Raw genomic sequence first — 19556 nt, forward strand, 5'->3', positions numbered from 1 at the left:
AGTTTGATAGCTCACTTTTTTATTTGTGACTAATTTCTGAAATCTGTAATTTTACCTGCTCTATACTCATGGATTCTTGCTGATTATTTTGCAAATTCCACAGCCGAAGATTCTCGTCATAATTAATTGTAAGAATGTATTGGCAACCACTTTTAAGCGCATTTTGATGTTGCCGCTTTAATTTCGCGCCGCTGCAATCAGTCAATACGTTTAAACCAGGCAGGTCTCTGCGTAACTGACAAGCCAGCATCTGTGCGCGGATACCACCATCATTTAGCTCGCTGGTAATAGCAATATCAGGTGCCGATTGCCATTGTGGGTTCTGGCCGTCACAAACGGTTTGTAGCAGCAAGAGTAAGCGTTCGATACCGATGGCAAAACCACATGCGGGAAGTTTCTTGCCGCTAAACAGTTCTGCGAGGCCATCGTAGCGGCCACCACCACAAACGGTACCCTGAGACCCTAAATCATCAGTAACCCATTCGAAGACCGTCCGAGAGTAATAATCTAAGCCGCGTACCAGGCGGGGGTTAATTTGATAGGTAATTCCTGCATTATCCAAAATCGTCCGTAGGGTATCAAAATGCTGGCGAGACTCTTCACCTAAAAAATCAAGCAGACGTGGAGCATGTTCAATAACGTTCTGAAGGTCAGGATTTTTACTGTCGAGAATACGTAAGGGGTTGATGGCAAGACGTTTCACGCTATCTTCATCGAGCATAGCGGCATGCTGAGTGAACCATTTGACCAGCTCTTCGCGGTGCGCCTGCCGTTCTGCGGAGGTGCCGAGGGAGTTTATTTCAAGGCGGACGTTCTGAGTAATATTTAAATCTTCAAAGAGATCCCGAACCATAAAAATGAGCTCGGCATCCACGTCGGCGCCGGACATGCCGAATGCTTCGATGCCAAATTGTGTAAACTGGCGCAAGCGGCCTTTTTGCGGGCGCTCATAGCGAAACATCGGTCCTTGATACCACAAGCGCTGTGACTTGTTGTAACACATATTGTTTTCCAGCACGGCACGCATACAGCCGCTGGTTCCTTCAGGTCTAAGAGTGATATGTTCACCACTTTTATCTGTGAAATCATACATTTCTTTTGAAACGATATCAGTCGCCTCACCCACCGCTCGTTCGAACAGCGTCACGGGTTCGAGCAGTGGCAACCGCATCTCCTGATATCCGTAACGAAATGCCATATGGTGGAGCTTTCTTTCCAGCCACTGCCACATGGGGGTTTCATCGGGAAGAACGTCTCTCATACCTCGTATAGCCTGGATCTTGTTCATGACAACTCCTTACTTAAATTAGAAAAAGAGGGTTTTGTTGGGCGTGTTTCTGAGACGTCATTTTTTTGACGATGACGCCTGGCAATGTAGAAAAGATAAAGAGGGAGAGTGGCCAGCTGTAAAACGATTCCCCACACCACCGTTGCCGAACTTTCTGTCATAAGGGCTAATGTGATGAAACAAAGCGCAACGAAGCTGAGGCAGCAGTAGCAATAGAAGTTTGTATGTTTCTTCTGGCGATTGATGACCATCATTACCGGGAGTGAAATGGCAGCGAAAGCGTAGGGTAGAAGGCTGGCGGAGATGGCCAGGGTAATAATGGTTTTGAACTGGCTTTGTAAATCAGGTGACAGCGTTAGCAGCAGGAGCAGGGTCATCAAAGATGCAGTGAAAACGAGCCCTGCCCACGGAACACCATGACGGTTTATTCGGGCAAAAAAATCCGGTAAAAGTCCATCCTCTGCGGCGGCTCTGGGGACTTCTGTCTGGAGAATTTGCCAGCCAGGCATTGCGCCAAGACAGGCGATAACCACCATAGCGGAAATCAGAGAGCCGGCGACTTTCCCCCACATCGCGGCAGCGCTGTCGGCAAAGGGGGAGGATGAATTCACCAGAACATCATGTGGCAGTATGCCCATCATGACATTGGTGGATGTGGCATAGCATAACCCCGCAATGGCTAAGCCCAGTAAGGTCGCCAGAGGGACGGTGCGACGGGGATTTTTTACCTGCCCAAAAGAGACTGATGCCGATTCAATACCGAGGAATCCCCATAACGATATCGTGGCGGCGTTGATAATGGCCTGCAGGTCGCTATGGTTACTGACATTCCAGCTCATCTGATAACGCCCGGCATCAAAATGCCACCAGCCCAGCATACCGATGCTCAGGATGACCACCACCATGCACCCACCGGTAAACAGCTGAGCGTATCCCACCAGCTTTGCACCTCTTAATCCCCACAGGACAGAGAGCCATAACAAGATAATACAAGCGCTGGTGCCGTAGAGGGGGTTATGCAGTGCGGGGAAGAAATAGGAGAGATAGCCCACGCCGGCAAGTAGCAAGGCGCAATTGCCAATCCACGTTGAAAGCCAGTAAAACAGGGTCATTTGCAGGCCAACGAAAGGGCCAAAACTCGCCGTTATACTGGCAATAATTCCCCCATTTCGTGGAAATAACTCACTCATTTTGCAAAAGATGAGTGCCAGTGCAGTAATGGCTAAAAAAGCGACCCCCCATCCCCACGCGGAAATCGCACCGATACGTGCGAGTGTGGCGGGCAGCATAAAGACCCCGCTTCCCATCATATTTGATGCTGTCATCACGGTCAGGGCAAGCAGGCCCATCTGATTGGTTCTCGCGCAGCATTTACTCATGCCAGTCCCCATTAGGTGGATGATGAAAAACAGTCGCAGCGGAGTCTGATGTCTCCCCGGCGAATGTCTCAGGCACAATTTTGTCGTTACAACATATCGACAAAGCGGTAATCTGAATTAAGGCTCCGTAGAAACAGAGCCTGAAGGACGCACCGATATTGATTGGTCTCGGCATCGGTGACGTCTGTCCTGGAGGGCAGTGAGTGATTATCACTGCCCTTTTACTATGCGGCCTGTTTTTTCAGGTCGGCGATCACGTCATCAATCAGTGCATCAATTTTGCTGGAATCAAGGTGGTGCGCGGTGGCGATGAGGTGGGCAATATCGCCAGATGTAGCAAGACAGTGTTTCTTCCAGACGGCCTCTGATGGGCAAGGGAAGACGACGGTGATGGAGTTTTTGTTGCGCCAGGCATCAATTCCCGCGGACTGAAAACGGTCAACGGCATATTGCGCCATATTCAGGCTGCGTTCGATGCGACGCCGCCACTCCTCCCATGAATGGCTACGAATTGCCTCCCACATCATGAGTGGGGTATGACCGTTACGCGAACCTGAAATGGTTTTATCGTGAGCAGAAATATAATCAATCTCTACAGAGATCCGATCGACATTTTTCTTTTTAGCAACAACAATGCCGCAAGGAATCGGTGAGCCAATCATTTTGTGTCCGGAAACACCAATGGAATCAATGCCATCTGCGAAGTTAAACGGCTGTGGATTATCCACAAAAGGTAAGATCATTCCGCTCAGCGCCGCGTCAGCGTGAAGATAATAATCTTTGCGCTCAATGCCCAGTTCGCTAATTGATTGCTGAATGATGGCAATATTATCAATAGCTCCGCGAACGGTAGTCCCGATATTTGCAAAAATAATGGGGTGCTTTTCATTGTCGCGTTTTATTTTTTTGATTAAATCGGCATAATCCATCTCACCATTGGGCTGCGATTCAACAAGCGTCGATTTTATGCGCAACAGCTTGACGATTTTTGCCACAGAGTAATGGGTATCTTTCGAGTAGTATAGTGTACCGTTGGGGAAAATCTCCCGACCCAGATAGCAGCCAAACATATTGCCTTCGGTACCGCCATTGGTCACATACCCCCAGCTTTCTTCAAATGGGATTTTAAATAGCTGGGCGAAATACTCCATGACCTCTTTTTCAAAATCAAAGGAGTTTAATAAGTAGTTGCAGTATTCCCCCCAGTCACCACAGTTGTTGATTGAGAAGCGCATGAAACGTTCAAGGATGGTGTAATCAAAATCTGCCGATTCAGGATATCCGATATTAAAATATTGGTTTTTTACACAATATGACCAGAAAGAATCAAGTTTATTTTGATCGCTAATGGATAATGTCATTTTAAACTCCTTGGTGTTCTTATTTATATATCTGGATTTACTTGTCTAAATAGAGAGTGGTTTGGCCTTTTTTGCTTTTTCCTGCAGCCACGAAAGAAAATAAAGGAATAGTCACCATCATCATAAGTATTCCCCAGAACATGGAATCGCTACCTGACCCCAGTAAGGCGAAAATACAGTAGATCATGCCAATGACGACAAGCGTGCAGTAAAACATAAAGGTGCTGCCGCGGTTCATTTTCTTTGATACGAGAATGATCGGTAAGGAGATCAATGCATACATATACGGGAGCAAAGAAGCGAATACTGACATTAAGATAATGACTTCAAACTGCTTGGCGAGGTTTGGTGAGGCGGTAAGCAGTAATACAATGCTCATCAGAATACCGGTGAAAATAAGACTTTTCATCGGGACATCCTGTTTATTGGTGTCAGAGAAAAATTTCGGGAACAGGCCTTGCTGAGCACCTGCACGTGGCCCTTCTGACTGCAAAATGAGCCAACCCGAGATTGAGCCGAAGCAGGCAATAATACTCAAGGCGGAGGCAATGTTACCCGCCATATTACCGAACATGTAGCGCGCGGCGTCTGCGAATGGCGCAGCCGAGGTGATCAGAACATGATGCGGAACCAGGCCCATGATGACGGTGCAACTCCCGACATAACATACAGAGGCGATAAGCAGTCCCATTACCGTCGCACGAGGTACGGTACGCTCAGGATTTTCAACTTGCCCTGTTGAGACGACAGCAGATTCAATTCCTAAGAATCCCCAGAGAGCAATCGAGGATGCAGAAATAATTGCGGAGGAATTACTGCGCCCGGTCGCATTATAAACTTCGGAATACATTTCTGGGTTAAACCAGAACCAACCCACCAGGCCCACGCCTAAAATAACGACAAGGCCACAGGTTGCGGTGAAGGACTGTGCCCGACCGGCGACCCTGGCACCGAAACTCGCAAGGAATACAAATGCCCACAAAATAATAATGGCAGCGATACAGCCATAGACCGGGTTTTTTAATTCAGGGAAAAAGAAACTTAGATATCCAACGCCAGCAACCAGTAAGGCAACATTACCAACCCAGGCGCTTATCCAGTAACAGATGGTAGTTTGAAATCCGATAAATGGCCCAAAAGCATCGCTGGCATAAGCAACGATCCCTCCGGTTCGTGGTGTAATGAGACTGGTTTTAGCAAACACTAATGCGAGGGCAATAACACCGATAATGGTAAATACCCATCCCCATATTGAGATAGAACCAATGCCTGCTAAATTAGTTGGTAACATAAATACACCTGACCCCATCATATTCGATGCGGTCACTAATGTCAGGGCAATGACTCCCATTTTATGAGCAGAGCCTGAGCTAACTGTTCCCATAATGGTTTCCTATTAATTTTGAATTTTACGATAAGTGAAAGTTCGTACTGAAGTCGGGGGTATTTTTATCAACGAGAAGGTGCTGTTTTTGTGATGGGGGTCAAAAATGAGTATTAAGTAGATTATTAAACGCTGAAGATCTGGTGGTTATTTGTTCAATTGTGGCGCAATTGACTCTGTCCCCTTTTATTTAAACTATTTGTGCCGCGGTTTTATAATGCTAAGGCGCCGCTGCGACATGAACAGATAAAAGGGCTGAAGCAACGGTTGTGTTAAATAATATGCGTTCATGTGCCTGTTTGTGGTTTATTTTGTTTCTTTTTAATCTGTTTATTTACTTTTGCTGGTTAGTCCTGAACAACAGCTCCCTCAGCCACTGTTGCGCCGGGTCGCGATGGCTACGTTCATGCCAGGCCATGCTTTTGCTAAATCCGGGTATTGTCAGCGGCGGCGGGGCGATGCGCATCCCGTCGGCCATCTTCGCCAGCCGGCGCGGCACCACGGCTATCATGTCGCTGATCGCCAGAATCTCGGGCAGCACCAGAAAACTACTCACCGACAGCCCCACTCGCCGCGAACGTCCCAGCGCCGCCAGCGCCTCATCGGTTACGCCACGAAAGCTATCGCCTTGCCAGGAGACCAGCACATGTTCCAGCGAGCAGAAAAGATCGAGGGTTAACGGCGCGGCGGCCAGCGGATGGTCTGCCCGCATCAGGCACACGTACTCTTCCTGATACAGCGTCCGGCTGTGGAGATCGGGCGGCGTGGAATGAGGCGTCAGCAGTGCAATATCGACATCACCCCGCTCGGTCTGGGCAAAGAGCATCTGCGGAGAGTCCGGAATAACGCGAACGCGAATGCCCGGCGCCCGTGTTTTCAGCGCGGCGATAAACGGCACGATCGCCGCTTTGAGCGCGTAGTCGGTCGCCGCCATTGTCCAGGTAAAATCCGCCTGTAGAGGGTCGAAGGTGGCCGGATAGAGCAGCGCTTCGGCATCCGCCAGCAGCTGCTTAACCGGCGAAGCCAGCGCCTGCGCGCGCAGAGTCGGCACCATACCGTGTGGGGCGCGGATAAACAGCGGGTCGTTAAAGGCTTCCCGCAGCCGGGTAAGCATGCCGCTGACCGCCGGCTGCGTCAGGGAAAGCCGCGTCGCAGCCCGGGTAACGCTGCGTTCATCGAGCAGGGCATCCAGCGCTTTCAGCAGATTCAGATCGAGGTTTCTGATATCAGATTTCATGATGAAGGTCCGCAGCGGCGATAAGTCACATTATGGTATGCCGGGGAGTCGACAGCGCGCAAATTCCCATTATGATAGTGGGGCTGCGGTAGATTGAGAGGAAGCATGATCTGGTTAGGATTAGCCACGCTGGTGGTTGTATTTGTTGTCGGTTTTCGGGTGCTTACCTCTGATTCACGCCGTGCTATTCGCCGCCTGAGCGAACGGTTAGCCATTACCCCGGTGCCGCTGGAGTCAATGATCGATCAGCTGGGAAAAACCGCCGGAAATGAGTACCTTCATTACCTTGAGCGCCCCAATGAGGCGCATCTGCAAAACGCCGCCCAGGTCCTGTTGATCTGGCAGGTGGGAATCGTGGATAGCGGTGAACAGAACCTGCACTACTGGTATCGTCTGATGCAAAAGGCCCGCCTGGCCGCGCCAATTACCGATGCGCAGATCCGTCTGGCACAAGGATTTCTGCGCGAGCTGGACCCGGATCTGAGCGAGATTGTCGCCCTCCAGCAGCGCTATAACGCGCTGTTTTTACCCGAAGACGGCGTGCACTGGCTGCATTGATATCACGGTACGTGATAATCACCATCAATGATGGTGATTAGATTTATATCACTTCCGGACAGATGATAGATCTCGTGAAATCACATAGTTACGAGGTCTTTTATGACACAGTCAATGCAACAAAGCGCCATCGTCTGGCCGGAAGCATACCTGCCCGGTACCACCGATAACTTCGCCTCCAACGAAATCATCGTCAGCGGCCTGACGGCGGCAGATGTCTGGGCGCAGCTCAACGACACCACGCTGTGGCCAACCTATTACAGTAACGTGGCCGATATCCGTTTTCATGATGGTAGCGGACCGATGCTGAGCGCCAACGCCCGCTTCCGGTTCGCCACTTTTGGCTTCCCGATTGAAGCGCAGGTCACCGAATATGTTCCGCCGGTGGCCGGGCAGGCGGCGCGCATCGCCTGGCACGGCTGGGCAGAAGGCGATGAAACCACGCGTCTGGACGTGATTCATGCCTGGCTGTTCGAAGACTTACCCGGCAATCGCGTGCGCATTCTGACTCAGGAGTCGCAAAAAGGCGTACCGGCACGGACCCTGGCGCAGACGCTACCGAACCCGATGATCAATGGTCACCAGGAGTGGATTTGCGGCCTGGCCACGGCGGCGAGAAAAGCGCTGCGCGCTTGATGCTGCCGTCTGAGCGTTGGCGAGCCTCGTCTGACCGGCTCGCCACCTCATCAGCCACAATAATCAAGTTTGAAGTTGTCAAAACGTTAAATTAGTCACACACAAAATGTTACACTGCGCAGCTTTTCCGCCATTCAACCTTGCAGGTAACTGATGACTCCTCTGAATGAAGCCAAACAACATGCCAGCGAACACGCGCGGCCAAACTGGTCGGCGGTCTTCGCGGTGGCCTTCTGCGTGGCCTGCCTGATTACCGTTGAGTTTTTACCGGTGAGTTTGCTGACGCCGATGGCCCAGGATCTGGGGATCTCTGAAGGGCTGGCCGGCCAGTCGGTCACCACCACGGCGTTTGTGGCGATGTTCGCCAGCCTGTTTATCACCTCCATGATTCGCAGTACCGATCGCCGCTATGTGGTGATTCTCTTCTCGGTTCTGCTGACGGTATCCTGTCTGCTGGTCTCTTTCGCCAATAGCTTTGCGCTGCTGCTGGTGGGCCGAGCCTGTCTCGGGCTGGCGCTGGGCGGCTTCTGGGCGATGTCCGCCTCGCTGACGATGCGCCTTGTCCCGATGCGAGTGGTGCCAAAAGCGCTATCGGTTATCTTTGGCGCGGTGTCGATTGCGCTGGTGATTGCCGCGCCGCTGGGTAGCTTTCTGGGCGGCGTTATCGGCTGGCGTAACGTCTTTAATGCGGCGGCGGTGATGGGCGTACTCTGTACGCTTTGGGTACTGAAGGTGCTGCCCTCTTTACCCGGCGAAGCGCCGCATCAACAGCAAAATATGTTCGGCCTGCTGAAACGCCCCGGCGTGATGGCCGGGATGTGCGCCATCTTTATGGCCTTTGCCGGGCAGTTTGCCTTCTTTACCTATATTCGTCCGGTCTATATGACCCTCGCCGGTTTTGATGTTGATGGCCTGACGTTAGTCTTGCTGAGCTTCGGTATTGCCAGCTTTATCGGTACCTCGCTGTCGTCGGTCATCCTCAGGCGCTCGGTGAAGGCGGCCTTAACGGCTGCTCCGCTGGTACTGGCGACAAGTGCGACGGTGCTGGTGCTGTGGGGGGAAAGTCAGGTGGTGGCATCGGCGGTGGCGATAATCTGGGGCTTTGCTTTTGCATTGATTCCGGTTGGGTGGTCAACGTGGATCACCCGCTCGCTCTCCGACCAGGCGGAGAAGGCCGGATCGATCCAGGTGGCGGTCATTCAGCTGGCCAATACCTGCGGTGCGGCGGTAGGTGGCGTGGCGCTGGATCATCTTGGCCTGCTATCGCCGCTGGTGATTTCCGGCGCGTTGATGCTGTTGACCGGCCTGCTGGTGGCTGTCAAAGTCCGGGTGTAGTCGGGACTGCGTTTCACGGACGAGGCAACCCGGGCAGGGTGCGTATGACGCCGCCCGGGAACAGGCAGTGAAATCTATGGGCGTTCGCCTTTTGCCAGACGGGCGTTAATATCGGCAATTACTTCCGGCAGGTCGGCCAGCGTATCAACCACATAATGCGCTCCCGCGGCATACAGCTTGCTTGCTGCACTCTCGCGGCGGGTGGCGATCTCTGCCGTCGTCATTGCCTGATATTCTTCCCAGGTGGCGCCAAACTCGTTGCCGGACACCGCCAGGCCGACGCTCCACATGCCGGCGTTCAGCCCTTCGGTAATCCCTGGAGCAGCATCGTCCACCTTCACACAGTGAGCGACGGCATCAATACCCAGAGCAATGACGTTTTGCAACGCCATCCACGGGCCTGGACGGCCGCCGGCCGCGAGGTCGTCGGTGGCGACCCAGTAGTCCGGCGCATAGCCCTGGGCGGCGGCGGCGGGCACCAGCTTCTCCATCACCGGGCGCGGGTAGCCTGAACAGGAACCCACTTTCAGCCCTTCAGCACGCAGTGCGGAAATCGTCTCAACAACCCCGGCAATCGGTGCAGAAAAGTCGACAACTTTGGCGATTTGCAGCGGCATAAACGCGGCGTAAATCGCATCAATATCAGCCGCGGTCATCGCCCGGCCAAATTTCGCCTGCCAGCGGGCATCCACGGAAGGTAATTTACCCAGCGCTTCAATATGTTGCCACTTGCCGAGCCCCATCGGTACGCGGGCTTCTGCCAGGGTGATATCAACATCAAATGCCTGATGAAAGGCCTCGACGAAAATTTGCGTCGGCGCAAATGAGCCGAAATCCACGGTGGTGCCAGCCCAGTCAAGGATCAGTGCGGTAATACGGTTCATGGCGGTTCCTTAGTGAGTCCAGTACATGGCGTTGTCGATAGCGGTCAGCAGGGCGGTAATGTCGGCGGCATACACCTCGCCAATATTGCCAATACGGAAACAGTCGCTCTGCGAGACTTTGCCCGGGTAGATAACGAAGCCCTGCTCTTTCAGCTTCTGATAGAACGCGTTGAAGCGGTACTGCGGCGCGTCCGGAGAGTAAAACGCGGTAATGATCGGTGAATGCAGGCTGTCGTCCAGCAGCGGCTGGAAGCCCAGCGCACGCATCCCGGCGACCAGACGGCGCTGGTTGGCGCTATAGCGCTGGTGGCGTGCGACCACGCCGCCCTCTTCGGCCAGCTCTTTCAGCGCCTGGGCAAAAGCCAGCACGGTGTGGGTGGGGGAGGTAAAGCGCCATTTTCCATGGTTATCTTCCATGCATCGCCACTGGGCATACAGATCCAGAGACAGCGAGCGCGAGCGGCCTTTACAGGTCTCCAGTTCGCTCACGCGGGCAATGACGAAAGCGAATCCCGGCACGCCCTGAATGCATTTGTTGGCAGAGCTAATCAGGTAATCGATGTTCAGCGCGGCGATATCCAGCGGAATACCGCCGAAGCTACTCATGGCATCCACGATGTAGCGTTTACCATAGCGCTGTGCCAGAACCGCCACCTCTTCGATGGGGTTAAGCATCCCGGTCGTGGTTTCGCTATGAACCATAGCAATATGGGTGATCGCCGGGTCCGTCTGGAGGATCCGTTCGATCGCTGCGACGTCTGGACGGGCGACTTCGCCGCAGTCATACGGGTGACAGGCAACGCCCATCATTTCCGCCATTTCAATCATCCGCGCCCCGTAGGCCCCGTTGCTGATGATCAGCACTTTGCCCTGCGGGCCGATTGCGCTCCCGAGTACCGCTTCGACCGCGTAACTGCCGCTGCCCTGCAGCAGAACCGAGGTGTAGCCTTCGGCCGGGGTAGCCAGCCGTACCAACTGCTGGCGAATGGTTTGTACTACGCCGAGATTGTAATCATCATCCCAGGTACAGCTATCGAACAGCATGGCCTCTTTTACCGTACGGGAGGTGGTCAGCGGGCCGGGGGTCAGTAGCAGGTAATTGCGTGAAGTCATTTATCTCACCATTGGTCTATACCAGATTGATATTATGATGCTGATAAGAGATGCCAAAGGTCAAAGAAAAGATCGTGCTGCAACAAAAAATTCATCTCCATGGGTATAATGGCGCTATCAAATCTGTTTGCGAGTCAACATGAAATCACCCTCTGGCGAAACGCCGCAATACCTGCTGATTAAGGCGCAATTACAGGCTCGTATCGAAAACGGGGCGTTAAAAAGCGGCGATAAACTGCCCTCAGAACGCGAGCTGTGCGCTATTTTCAATACCACGCGGATTACGGTGCGCGAGAGCCTGGCGCAGCTGGAAGCCAGCGGCGTGATTTATCGTGCAGATCGCCGCGGTTGGTTTGTGACCCCCGAGCGCCTGTGGCTGGATCCGACGCAAAACACCAACTTCCATAAGCTATGCCTGGAGCAGGGGCGAGAGCCGAAAACGGTTTTGCTAAACGGTCGGTTGGCCGCGGTGCCGCTTGATGTGATGGCGCCGCTGGCGCTGCAGCCGTTCGATCAGGTTTATCTGCTGACGCGCCTGCGGTATGCCGACGGACGGGCGATTTGCTACAGCGAAAACCACTGCCTGCCGGCGCGAGTGCCGGAGCTGCTGCGCCACGATCTGAACGGCAGCCTGACCGAGATTTATCAGGCTCATTACGACCTGATATATACCAGTATGCATTTGTCATTCTATCCAACCTCCATGCCACCGCAGGCGGCGGAGGCGCTGGGGGTGATGGAAGGGCGTCCGGCACTGCTGCTGCGCCGTCTGAATTACGATCAGCACGGGCGTATCCTGGATTACGATATCGAGTACTGGCGTCACGATAGCCTGCGCATCGAAGTCGATACCCACTAATTTTGTTGTTCCTGTGAGGCGCTCCCCGGCGGCATTACGCTGACCGGGGCTCCGGTTCACCACCGTCAGGCCGGCCTGACAAGGCGCGGCCGGCGCCGCCTCCAGGGGAAATGCCTGCATCGGTTTTACCCCGTCGCTCTCCTTCCGCCTTTCATCTTTTTGACACCGCGCATTCATCGTTTTGTCATAAATCCCCGGTAGCGTGACAATCAATCTGGTATAGACCATTTAAAATCACCATCCGATGAGGCTTACACGATGAAACTTTCCCGACTTGCTCTGCTGTCCGTTTTCGCGCTGACCAGTTCCCCGGTTTGGGCCGATGGGGTGGTCACCGTTTATTCCGCTGATGGCCTGCATGACGGCGATAACAGCTGGTATCAGAACCAGTTCGACGCCTTTACCAAAGCGACGGGCATCAAAGTGCAGTATGTGGAAGGCGGCTCTGGCGCAATCGTTGAGCGGCTGGCGAAGGAGCGTACCAACCCGCAGGCCGACGTGCTGGTAACCGTTCCGCCGTTTATCCAGCGTGCCAGCAAAGAAAATCTGTTGGCTGAGTTTACGCCGCAGGGCAGCGAACACATTCCCGGCGCCAATGCCCGTTACTCGCCGCTGGTGAATAACTACCTGACTTTTATCTACAACAGCCAACTGCTGAAAACCGCCCCGGCCAGCTGGCAGGAACTGCTGGACAGTCGCTACAAAAACAAATTGCAGTACTCGACGCCGGGCCAGGCCGGTGACGGTACTGCGGTAATGCTGCAGGCCTTTCACAGCCTCGGCGGCAAAGAGGCCGGGTTTGCCTATCTCGGGAAACTGCAGGCCAATAACGTCGGCCCGTCCGCCTCTACCGGCAAGCTGACCGCGTTAGTGAATAAAGGTGAACTGTTTGTGGCGAACGGCGACCTGCAGATGAACCTGTCGCAAATTGCGCGAAACCCGAATGTGAAAATCTTCTGGCCGGCGGACGATAAGGGCGAGCGCAGCGCGCTGGCCCTGCCGTATACCATTGGTCTGGTCCAGAACGGGCCGCAGAGTGAAAACGGTAAAAAGCTGATTAACTTCCTGCTTGATAAGCAGGCGCAAAGCAGCGTCAGCGCGCTCTCCTGGGGCCTGCCGGTGCGTAGCGATGTGACGCCAACTGACAGTAACTATCGGGCGGCAAAAGCGGCGCTCGACGGCGTGACAAGCTGGGAACCGAACTGGGACGATGTTGCCGTATCGCTATCGGCGGATATTGCCCGCTGGCATAAAGTGACCGACAGCGAGTAAGCCTGATGTTGATGAAAACGACTGCCTCCCACTCCCCGTCAATGACGGGGACTTCGGGGATAACCCTCGATTCTCTGCGCGTTGCGTACCACGGGAACGTGGTACTAAAACCGCTGTCGCTGACCATTGAGCCGGGCGAAGTGCTGGCGCTGATTGGCCCCTCTGGATCCGGAAAAACCACGGTACTGCGGGCCATTGCCGGGTTTGTACAGCCGGCGGGTGGACGCATTTTGATTGGTGATACGGATGTGACCGGGCTGCCGCCTTACAAGCGCGGTCTTGCCATGGTGGTACAAAACTACGCTCTGTTTCCGCATATGAAGGTCGAGGATAACGTCGCCTTCGGTCTGCGGGCACAAAAGCAGCCGAAAGCGTCGATCGGTGAACGGGTGACCGAAGCGTTGAAAATTGTGGGCATGGCCGAGTACGCCACGCGCTACCCGCACCAGCTCTCCGGCGGCCAGCAGCAGCGCGTCGCCATTGCGCGAGCCATTGCCGTTCGCCCGCGGGTGCTGCTGCTCGATGAGCCGCTCTCGGCGCTGGATGCGCAAATTCGCCACAACATGGTGGAAGAAATAGCCCGTCTGCATCGCGAGCTACCGGAGCTAACCATTCTTTATGTCACCCACGATCAGACCGAAGCGCTGACCCTGGCGGATAAGATTGGCATTATGAAAGACGGGTCAATGATTGCGCATGGAGAAACGCATCGGCTTTACCATTATCCGCCTAACCGCTTCAGTGCCGAATTCCTCGGCCGCGCCAATATTCTGCAGGCCACGGCGCTGACGGATACCTCCGGCCCAGGGCTGGTCAGCGCCAGCTGCGGCGGCGGGTTGGTTCAGGCTTTCAGCCAGGGCGGACAGCATGGTAATAACAAGCTGCTGTGCATTCGCCCGCAACATATGAGCCTGGCGCCGCGCTCGGCGGCCAGCAACCGGCTTTATGCCACGCTGACGTCAGTACACTGGCAGGGGGATTTGACCCATCTGCTGTGCGACGTGGCCGGCGAATCGGTGCGTATCGTAATGACGCATGTTAATCCGCTGCCGCGCGCGGGCGATAAGCTGGCGCTCTACTTTGAACCCAACGATGCGGTCCTGATTGAGGTGTAATGATGTCGCAGACGTTAACGCTGTCGCGCCCGCTGCCGAACCTGCGTCCCTTCCTGTGGCTCCTGTTGCCGCTGCTGGTGCTGGCGACGCTGTTTTTCTACCCGCTGCTGCTGATCGCCGAACAGGCGTTGCGCGATACCCGCGGCCATTTGAGCCTCGGGACGTTCTGGCAGGTAATGGAGTCCCGCCGCTTTATCGGCGCCTTGCTAAATACTTTGCAAATTGCGGTTTTTGCCACGCTTGGCTGTCTGGTGCTGGGCAGCCTGATGGCGGTGATTCTGGTGTTTATCCCGTTCCCGGGTAGCCAGCTGATTAGCCGGGTGATTGATACTTTTATCGCCCTGCCGACCTTTCTTATCACCCTCGCCTTCACCTTTATTTATGGCTCGGCTGGCCTGCTGAACGGCACGCTGATGTCGCTGTTCGATTTTGCGCTGCCGCCGGTGGATTTTCTCTATTCGATTCAGGGCGTGATTCTGGCGGAAATCACCGTATTTACGCCGCTGGTCATGCGTCCGCTGATGGCCGGACTGCGGCAAATTGATAAAAGTCAGCTGGAGGCGGCGAGTATTCTCGGCGCCCACCCGTGGCGGGTCATTGCTGAGGTGATTTTCCCGGCGGCGCTGCCGGCGCTGATGGCGGGGGGCAGTCTGTGTCTGCTGTTAACGACGAACGAATTCGGCATCGTACTGTTTATCGGTGCAAAAGGGGTGAACACCCTGCCGATGATGGTCTACAGCAAGGCGATTCTTGAGTCTGATTACAGCGTGGCCTGCATGATTGCGTTGATTAATATTCTGCTGTCGCTGGGGCTGTTTATGCTCTACCGGCTGGCGGCTGCGCGTACCGGCGTGAGGAGCTAACGATGTTAATTTGGTCGCATAAAGGTCGCGCGGCGGCGGGAACGCTGGCGGTGGTGTTGTTTGCCGGGTTCTTCTTCCTGCCGCTGTCGGTGATCCTGATGTCCAGTCTGAGTCAGCAGTGGAACGGCCTGCTGCCGTCCGGATTTACCTTCGGGCATTTTGTGAATGCGTTTCGCGGAGCGGCCTGGGATTCGCTGTTCTCAAGCCTGGTGGTGGGGTTTTGCGCCAGCATGTTCGCGTTGCTGTGTGGCATGTGGGCGGCGCTGTCTCTGCGCCAGTTCAGCGCCCGGCTGCAAAAATATCTTGGTCTGGCGTTTTATCTTCCCAGCGCGATTCCTTCCGTGTCGGTGGGGTTAGGGATTCTGGTGGCTTTCAGTCAGGGACCGCTAAGGATGAATGGCACTTTCTGGATTGTACTGGCGGCCCACTTTGTCCTGATTTCGGCATTTACCTTTAGCAACGTCTCCACCGGGCTGGCGCGTATTTCGCCGGATATTGAAAATGTCGCCTCTTGCCTGGGCGCTTCGCCGTGGTATCGCCTGCGCTACGTGACGTTACCGCTGATGACGCCGTGGATGATCTCCGCGCTGGCGCTCAGTCTGTCGCTGTCGATGGGGGAGCTGGGGGCAACGGTAATGATTTATCCGCCGGGTTGGACGACGCTGCCGGTCACCATTTTCAGTCTGACCGATCGCGGGAATATTGCCGATGGCTCGGCGCTGACCATCGTGCTGGCGGGGGTGACGCTGCTGCTGATGATTAAGCTTGAGCGCATCGCTCGCCGATTGAGCCTGAGATAAGATTTCCCCGGTAGCGTGACGCTTACCGGGGGGAGGTACCTTGTCAAGCGGACTGGCGTCACACGCCGCCTCCGGGGCAAGCTATGGCATCAGAACCACGCTTCAAACATGCCGCCGACGTTCAGGGAGTCCAGCTGCTCGTCGCGGGTGCCGTTCACCTTCGCGGTATGGTTATTATCGACCTGACCGCCGGTGACGTAGAAGCGCAGCATCGGACGGAACTCCGGCCCCATCCCGATGGCGATGTTCTGCGACAGCGTCAGCTTCCAGCCGTGGTTATCCCCGCCCTGATCGTAGTCAACGCGCTGGTAGCCCGCTTCCAGCCAGGTGGAGTGCACATCGTTCCAGAAGTACATCGGACGGACGATGGCGCCGTAGTTCTTGCGGTTGTCGGTGTTGTCCTTGCTGTTGTCATAGTCATGGAAGGCCAACAGGTATTCGACCTGCGCCTGCCGGGTGAACTTATAGTTACCTTCGAAGCTGGCGTAGACGGTGGTCAACCCGTCCGTTTTGTTGTAAACGCTGTTATCGGCGTTATCGGAATAGCGCAGGATAACTTTGTTCACGCCGCTGTCGTCGCTGTTGGCGTGGCTCAACAGCAGGCCGCCCTGCCAGGCATCAATCTGCGCGTCGTTGTCCACCGCCTTGGAGTCAAAGCCGTAGTTGGCGTAGACCTCGACATCGATGGGGCCGGCCTTAATGTTGTGGGTTTTGGTGGTCAGCGCATAGTGACCGTCGTCGCCGGTGCCGGAGCCGCCGGTACAGGTGATGCGCGACGGGTTAGACTCATCGGCCATGACTTCCGGACTACAGGACTCGACCTGCGAAACCGCGGCGACATCGAACTGAACGCCGCCGATATCGAAGTTTTTCACCCCGGCCCCCTGGCCGTCGTGGTTCATCCAGAAGTAGTCGTTGATCCCCTGCTGTGGACGCTGGTGGAAGTCACGACCGGCCCAGATATAGGCGCCGGGATTGGATGCCAGCACGTTGGTGACGCCAACATAGGCCTTCTTGAGGTTAACTTCGTCGCTCCAGTGGTCGAACATCACGTTGATATCCCAGATGGCGCCCTGGCTGCTCTTAAAGGCTTTGGTAATCTGGAACTCGCCGCCGTTGCCTTCGTTACCCAGACGACCAATCGCCGAGGCGCCGTTATAGGAGCCATCGACGCCAACGAACTTCTGATCGCCGCTCTGGAACTGGGCGCCGTAGCGGGCGTAGCCGCTAAACTTCAGACCAAACGGAATCGCCATGTCCGGCGAAGCGGCGGCAGTTTGTGGGTTGGTTTCCAGATCCACCTTCCTGGCGGCGGCGGCGTCCATTTTTGCCTGGCGGTCGGCCAGCGCCTTATCGACGGCTTTCGCCACAATGGCGTCAATTTGTTCCTGAGTAAATTCTTGTGCAAGTACAGAAATTGGACACAGCGCGGCGACGACCGCCATTGCTAATGGCAGCATTTTTACAGTTTTCATAATTATCTCGCTTTTAATAATTCATATATATCCTAAATAGTTCGAGTTGCAGGAAGGCGGCAAGGGAGTGAATCCCGATGAGCTTACTTTGGTCAGTGATTCGGGTAAGCGAGCGCAGCCAACGCACATGCAGCTTGAAATATGACGGATATATTCAGATAATAGCCATCCCGCCAGGATTAGCTGGTGTATTTATTTCGGGCGCAGTTGTTAAGTATTTATATAAATTAACGCTGGTATAAATGAATTAATTCTTCTGAAAATTCACGCGCCAGCAGTGAATTCATTAAATGATCCTGAGCGTGCACCATAATTAACGTCATTGGCTGGTGCGCCTCACCGGCGTCCTGCTCGATGAGCCGGGTCTGCATCAGGTGTGCGCGGCGGGCATAGCCGTCGGCTTCATTCAGGAGTAATTTGGCTTCATTAATATTTCCGCTACGGGCGGCATGTAACGCTTCAAAACATAATGAGCGTGACTGTCCCGCATTCACGATAATTTCCATTACCGCTTCTTCTAGATCAATCATAATATTACCTGAGGTGATTAACTTTCTTATTAAAAGAATATAGCGAAAATTCCTTTTTCGCATTATTCCGGGAATGGTGATGTTTTATTATTTAAATTTTACGGAAAACAGGCCGCCAGCGGTATTTCCCCTGATTACTGGCTAACGGTTTCGGCAACCGGTACGGTATTTTTTGCTTTTTCTACTTCAGTTTTCATTAAAGAGCGTTCATAGGCGCGCAGGAACGGCAGGTAGATAACCGCTGACATCACCATGCAAATGAGGCACATGATGACCGGACTTAATGTCCAGTTAGCCGCCCATGAGGCGCCGACAGGAGCTGGCGTGGTCCATGGCGTCAGCGAGACAACCTGTGTCAGCCAGCCGAGACGGGTGGCGCCATAGGCCAGGATAGCGTTGATCATCGGGACGAAAACGAACGGGATAAACATCATCGGGTTCATAATGATCGGCGCGCCAAACAGGATCGGCTCATTAATATTGAAGAAGCTCGGCACGATGCCCATTTTGCCGATGGTCCGCAGGTGCGCCACGCGGCTACGCAGCAGCAGAAACGCCAGCGGTAAGGTCGACCCGACGCCGCCAATCAGGAGATAGTGGTCCCAGAAACCTTGCAGATAAACGTGCGGCAGGGCGGCACCGGCTGCCAGAGCCGCCTGGTTTGCCGACAGGTTTGCCATCCAGAACGGGTTCATAATGCCGGTGACAATCAGCGAGCCGTGGATCCCGGCAAACCAGAAAATCTGGCACATCAGCACGGAAAGCAGAATCGCGGGCAGGGAGTCGGAAGCGGAGACCAGCGGTGCCAGCAGGTGCATAATCGCCTGCGGCAGAATCATTCCGGTCTGGGCTTCAATAAACAGATTCAGCGGATGCAGGGTACCAATCACCACCAGTACCGGGATGAGAATTTCAAACGAACGGGCGACGCCGGTTGGCACCTCTTTCGGCAGGCGAATGGTGATGTTGTTCTGTTTCAGCCACGCGTAGACGCGGGTGGAGTAAATGGCGGTAATCAGCGCGGTGAAAATTCCCTGACCTGACAGGTACTGCGTCGAGATTTTACCGTCAGCATAAGGGGCCGCCACCAGTAAAAAGGCCATAAATGCCAGCAGGCCGGACATCACCGGGTCGAGTTGAAACTGGCGTCCCAGGCTGGCGCCAATACCGACGGAGATAAAGAAGGTCATCACCCCCATGCTCAGGTTGAACGGCAGCATCAGCTGTTCGCGGTACTGCTGCGAGAAATCCAGCCAGCCGCGGGCAAAACCGTTGGCGGTGTCCGGTGAAAAGGGGGGAAAGATAAATACCAGCATGAAAGAGCCGATGATCATAAACGGCAATGCGGCAGTGAAGCCATCGCGAATAGCGATAACGTACTTCTGCTGCCCAAGGCGTCCTGCCAGCGGAGTAATAGATTGCTCGATCACGGCAATCATGGACTGATACAGAGAGCTCATTTGCACA

Annotated in this window: 18 protein-coding genes; 8 read left to right on the plus strand and 10 right to left on the minus strand. The window is 54.4% G+C overall.

Annotation, left to right across the window (positions count from 1 at the left end):
• Positions 1 to 19: 19 nt before the first annotated feature.
• The 5 genes from hisS to AC236I_RS00225 form a co-directional block, all read right to left on the minus strand.
• A complete protein-coding gene (gene hisS, locus AC236I_RS00205) occupies positions 20 to 1288 on the minus strand; it encodes a histidine--tRNA ligase (RefSeq protein ID WP_004869089.1) in 1269 nt (422 codons plus the stop codon).
• Positions 1285 to 2637 (minus strand): amino acid permease, encoded by a 1353-nt coding sequence (locus AC236I_RS00210; RefSeq protein WP_099844459.1) that lies wholly within the window; start codon positions 2635 to 2637, stop codon positions 1285 to 1287. Before AC236I_RS00210 ends, hisS begins: the two co-directional genes overlap by 4 nt.
• A gap of 254 nt (positions 2638 to 2891) precedes the next feature.
• Positions 2892 to 4028 (minus strand): histidine decarboxylase, encoded by a 1137-nt coding sequence (locus tag AC236I_RS00215; protein ID WP_004869084.1) that lies wholly within the window; start codon positions 4026 to 4028, stop codon positions 2892 to 2894.
• A 37-nt stretch (positions 4029 to 4065) separates the two neighbouring features.
• Positions 4066 to 5412, minus strand: coding sequence for a histidine-histamine antiporter (gene hdcC / locus AC236I_RS00220; protein ID WP_004869082.1), 1347 nt, complete (start codon positions 5410 to 5412; stop codon positions 4066 to 4068).
• A 334-nt stretch (positions 5413 to 5746) separates the two neighbouring features.
• Positions 5747 to 6649, minus strand: a complete 903-nt coding sequence (locus AC236I_RS00225; RefSeq protein WP_004869080.1) for a LysR family transcriptional regulator — start codon at positions 6647 to 6649, stop codon at positions 5747 to 5749.
• A gap of 105 nt (positions 6650 to 6754) precedes the next feature.
• On the opposite strand from AC236I_RS00225, the gene AC236I_RS00230 reads away from it, so the two are divergent.
• The 3 genes from AC236I_RS00230 (at position 6755) to nepI (ending at position 9178) form a co-directional block, all read left to right on the plus strand.
• The gene (locus AC236I_RS00230) at positions 6755 to 7207 is read left to right on the plus strand and encodes a DUF1198 family protein (RefSeq protein WP_004869077.1); all 453 of its coding nucleotides are present in this window, start codon (positions 6755 to 6757) and stop codon (positions 7205 to 7207) included.
• Between the two features lie 114 nt (positions 7208 to 7321).
• Positions 7322 to 7843: an SRPBCC family protein gene (locus tag AC236I_RS00235; protein ID WP_015585477.1), complete on the plus strand. Its 522-nt coding sequence runs from the start codon at positions 7322 to 7324 to the stop codon at positions 7841 to 7843.
• Positions 7844 to 7996: 153 nt separating this feature from the next.
• Entirely contained in the window at positions 7997 to 9178 is a 1182-nt protein-coding gene (gene nepI, locus AC236I_RS00240) for a purine ribonucleoside efflux pump NepI (RefSeq protein ID WP_054828988.1), read from the plus strand.
• 74 nt (positions 9179 to 9252) lie between these two features.
• On the opposite strand, the gene phnX is transcribed toward nepI, so the two are convergent.
• Together phnX and phnW are read right to left on the minus strand one after the other, a co-directional pair.
• Positions 9253 to 10062, minus strand: a complete 810-nt coding sequence (gene phnX / locus AC236I_RS00245; protein ID WP_015585479.1) for a phosphonoacetaldehyde hydrolase — start codon at positions 10060 to 10062, stop codon at positions 9253 to 9255.
• A gap of 9 nt (positions 10063 to 10071) precedes the next feature.
• The gene (gene phnW / locus AC236I_RS00250; protein ID WP_032718431.1) at positions 10072 to 11175 is read right to left on the minus strand and encodes a 2-aminoethylphosphonate--pyruvate transaminase; all 1104 of its coding nucleotides are present in this window, start codon (positions 11173 to 11175) and stop codon (positions 10072 to 10074) included.
• A 139-nt stretch (positions 11176 to 11314) separates the two neighbouring features.
• Here phnW and phnR point away from each other — a divergent pair, with 139 nt between their 5' ends.
• The 5 genes from phnR (at position 11315) to phnV (ending at position 16084) form a co-directional block, all read left to right on the plus strand.
• Complete coding sequence (gene phnR, locus AC236I_RS00255; RefSeq protein ID WP_015585481.1) at positions 11315 to 12034, plus strand: phosphonate utilization transcriptional regulator PhnR; 720 nt, start codon at positions 11315 to 11317, stop codon at positions 12032 to 12034.
• 258 nt (positions 12035 to 12292) lie between these two features.
• Positions 12293 to 13306, plus strand: coding sequence for a 2-aminoethylphosphonate ABC transporter substrate-binding protein (phnS, locus tag AC236I_RS00260; protein WP_015585482.1), 1014 nt, complete (start codon positions 12293 to 12295; stop codon positions 13304 to 13306).
• Positions 13307 to 13311: 5 nt separating this feature from the next.
• Positions 13312 to 14421: a 2-aminoethylphosphonate ABC transport system ATP-binding subunit PhnT gene (gene phnT, locus AC236I_RS00265; RefSeq protein ID WP_004869069.1), complete on the plus strand. Its 1110-nt coding sequence runs from the start codon at positions 13312 to 13314 to the stop codon at positions 14419 to 14421.
• Positions 14422 to 14423: 2 nt separating this feature from the next.
• Positions 14424 to 15284, plus strand: a complete 861-nt coding sequence (phnU, locus tag AC236I_RS00270) for a 2-aminoethylphosphonate ABC transporter permease subunit (RefSeq protein WP_015585483.1) — start codon at positions 14424 to 14426, stop codon at positions 15282 to 15284.
• A 2-nt stretch (positions 15285 to 15286) separates the two neighbouring features.
• Positions 15287 to 16084: a 2-aminoethylphosphonate ABC transport system, membrane component PhnV gene (phnV, locus tag AC236I_RS00275; protein ID WP_069476353.1), complete on the plus strand. Its 798-nt coding sequence runs from the start codon at positions 15287 to 15289 to the stop codon at positions 16082 to 16084.
• An 89-nt stretch (positions 16085 to 16173) separates the two neighbouring features.
• Here the strand turns inward: phnV and AC236I_RS00280 are convergent, their stop codons facing one another.
• The 3 genes from AC236I_RS00280 to AC236I_RS00290 all read right to left on the minus strand — a co-directional run bounded on the left by AC236I_RS00280 (position 16174) and on the right by AC236I_RS00290 (position 19549).
• Entirely contained in the window at positions 16174 to 17559 is a 1386-nt protein-coding gene (locus AC236I_RS00280; protein WP_032725019.1) for a carbohydrate porin, read from the minus strand.
• A gap of 227 nt (positions 17560 to 17786) precedes the next feature.
• Positions 17787 to 18089: a PTS lactose/cellobiose transporter subunit IIA gene (locus tag AC236I_RS00285; RefSeq protein WP_004869065.1), complete on the minus strand. Its 303-nt coding sequence runs from the start codon at positions 18087 to 18089 to the stop codon at positions 17787 to 17789.
• A gap of 134 nt (positions 18090 to 18223) precedes the next feature.
• Positions 18224 to 19549 (minus strand): PTS cellobiose transporter subunit IIC, encoded by a 1326-nt coding sequence (locus AC236I_RS00290; protein WP_004869064.1) that lies wholly within the window; start codon positions 19547 to 19549, stop codon positions 18224 to 18226.
• Between the last annotated feature and the right edge of the window lie 7 nt (positions 19550 to 19556).

It is taken from the genome of Klebsiella sp. Sb-30 (assembly GCF_057652795.1).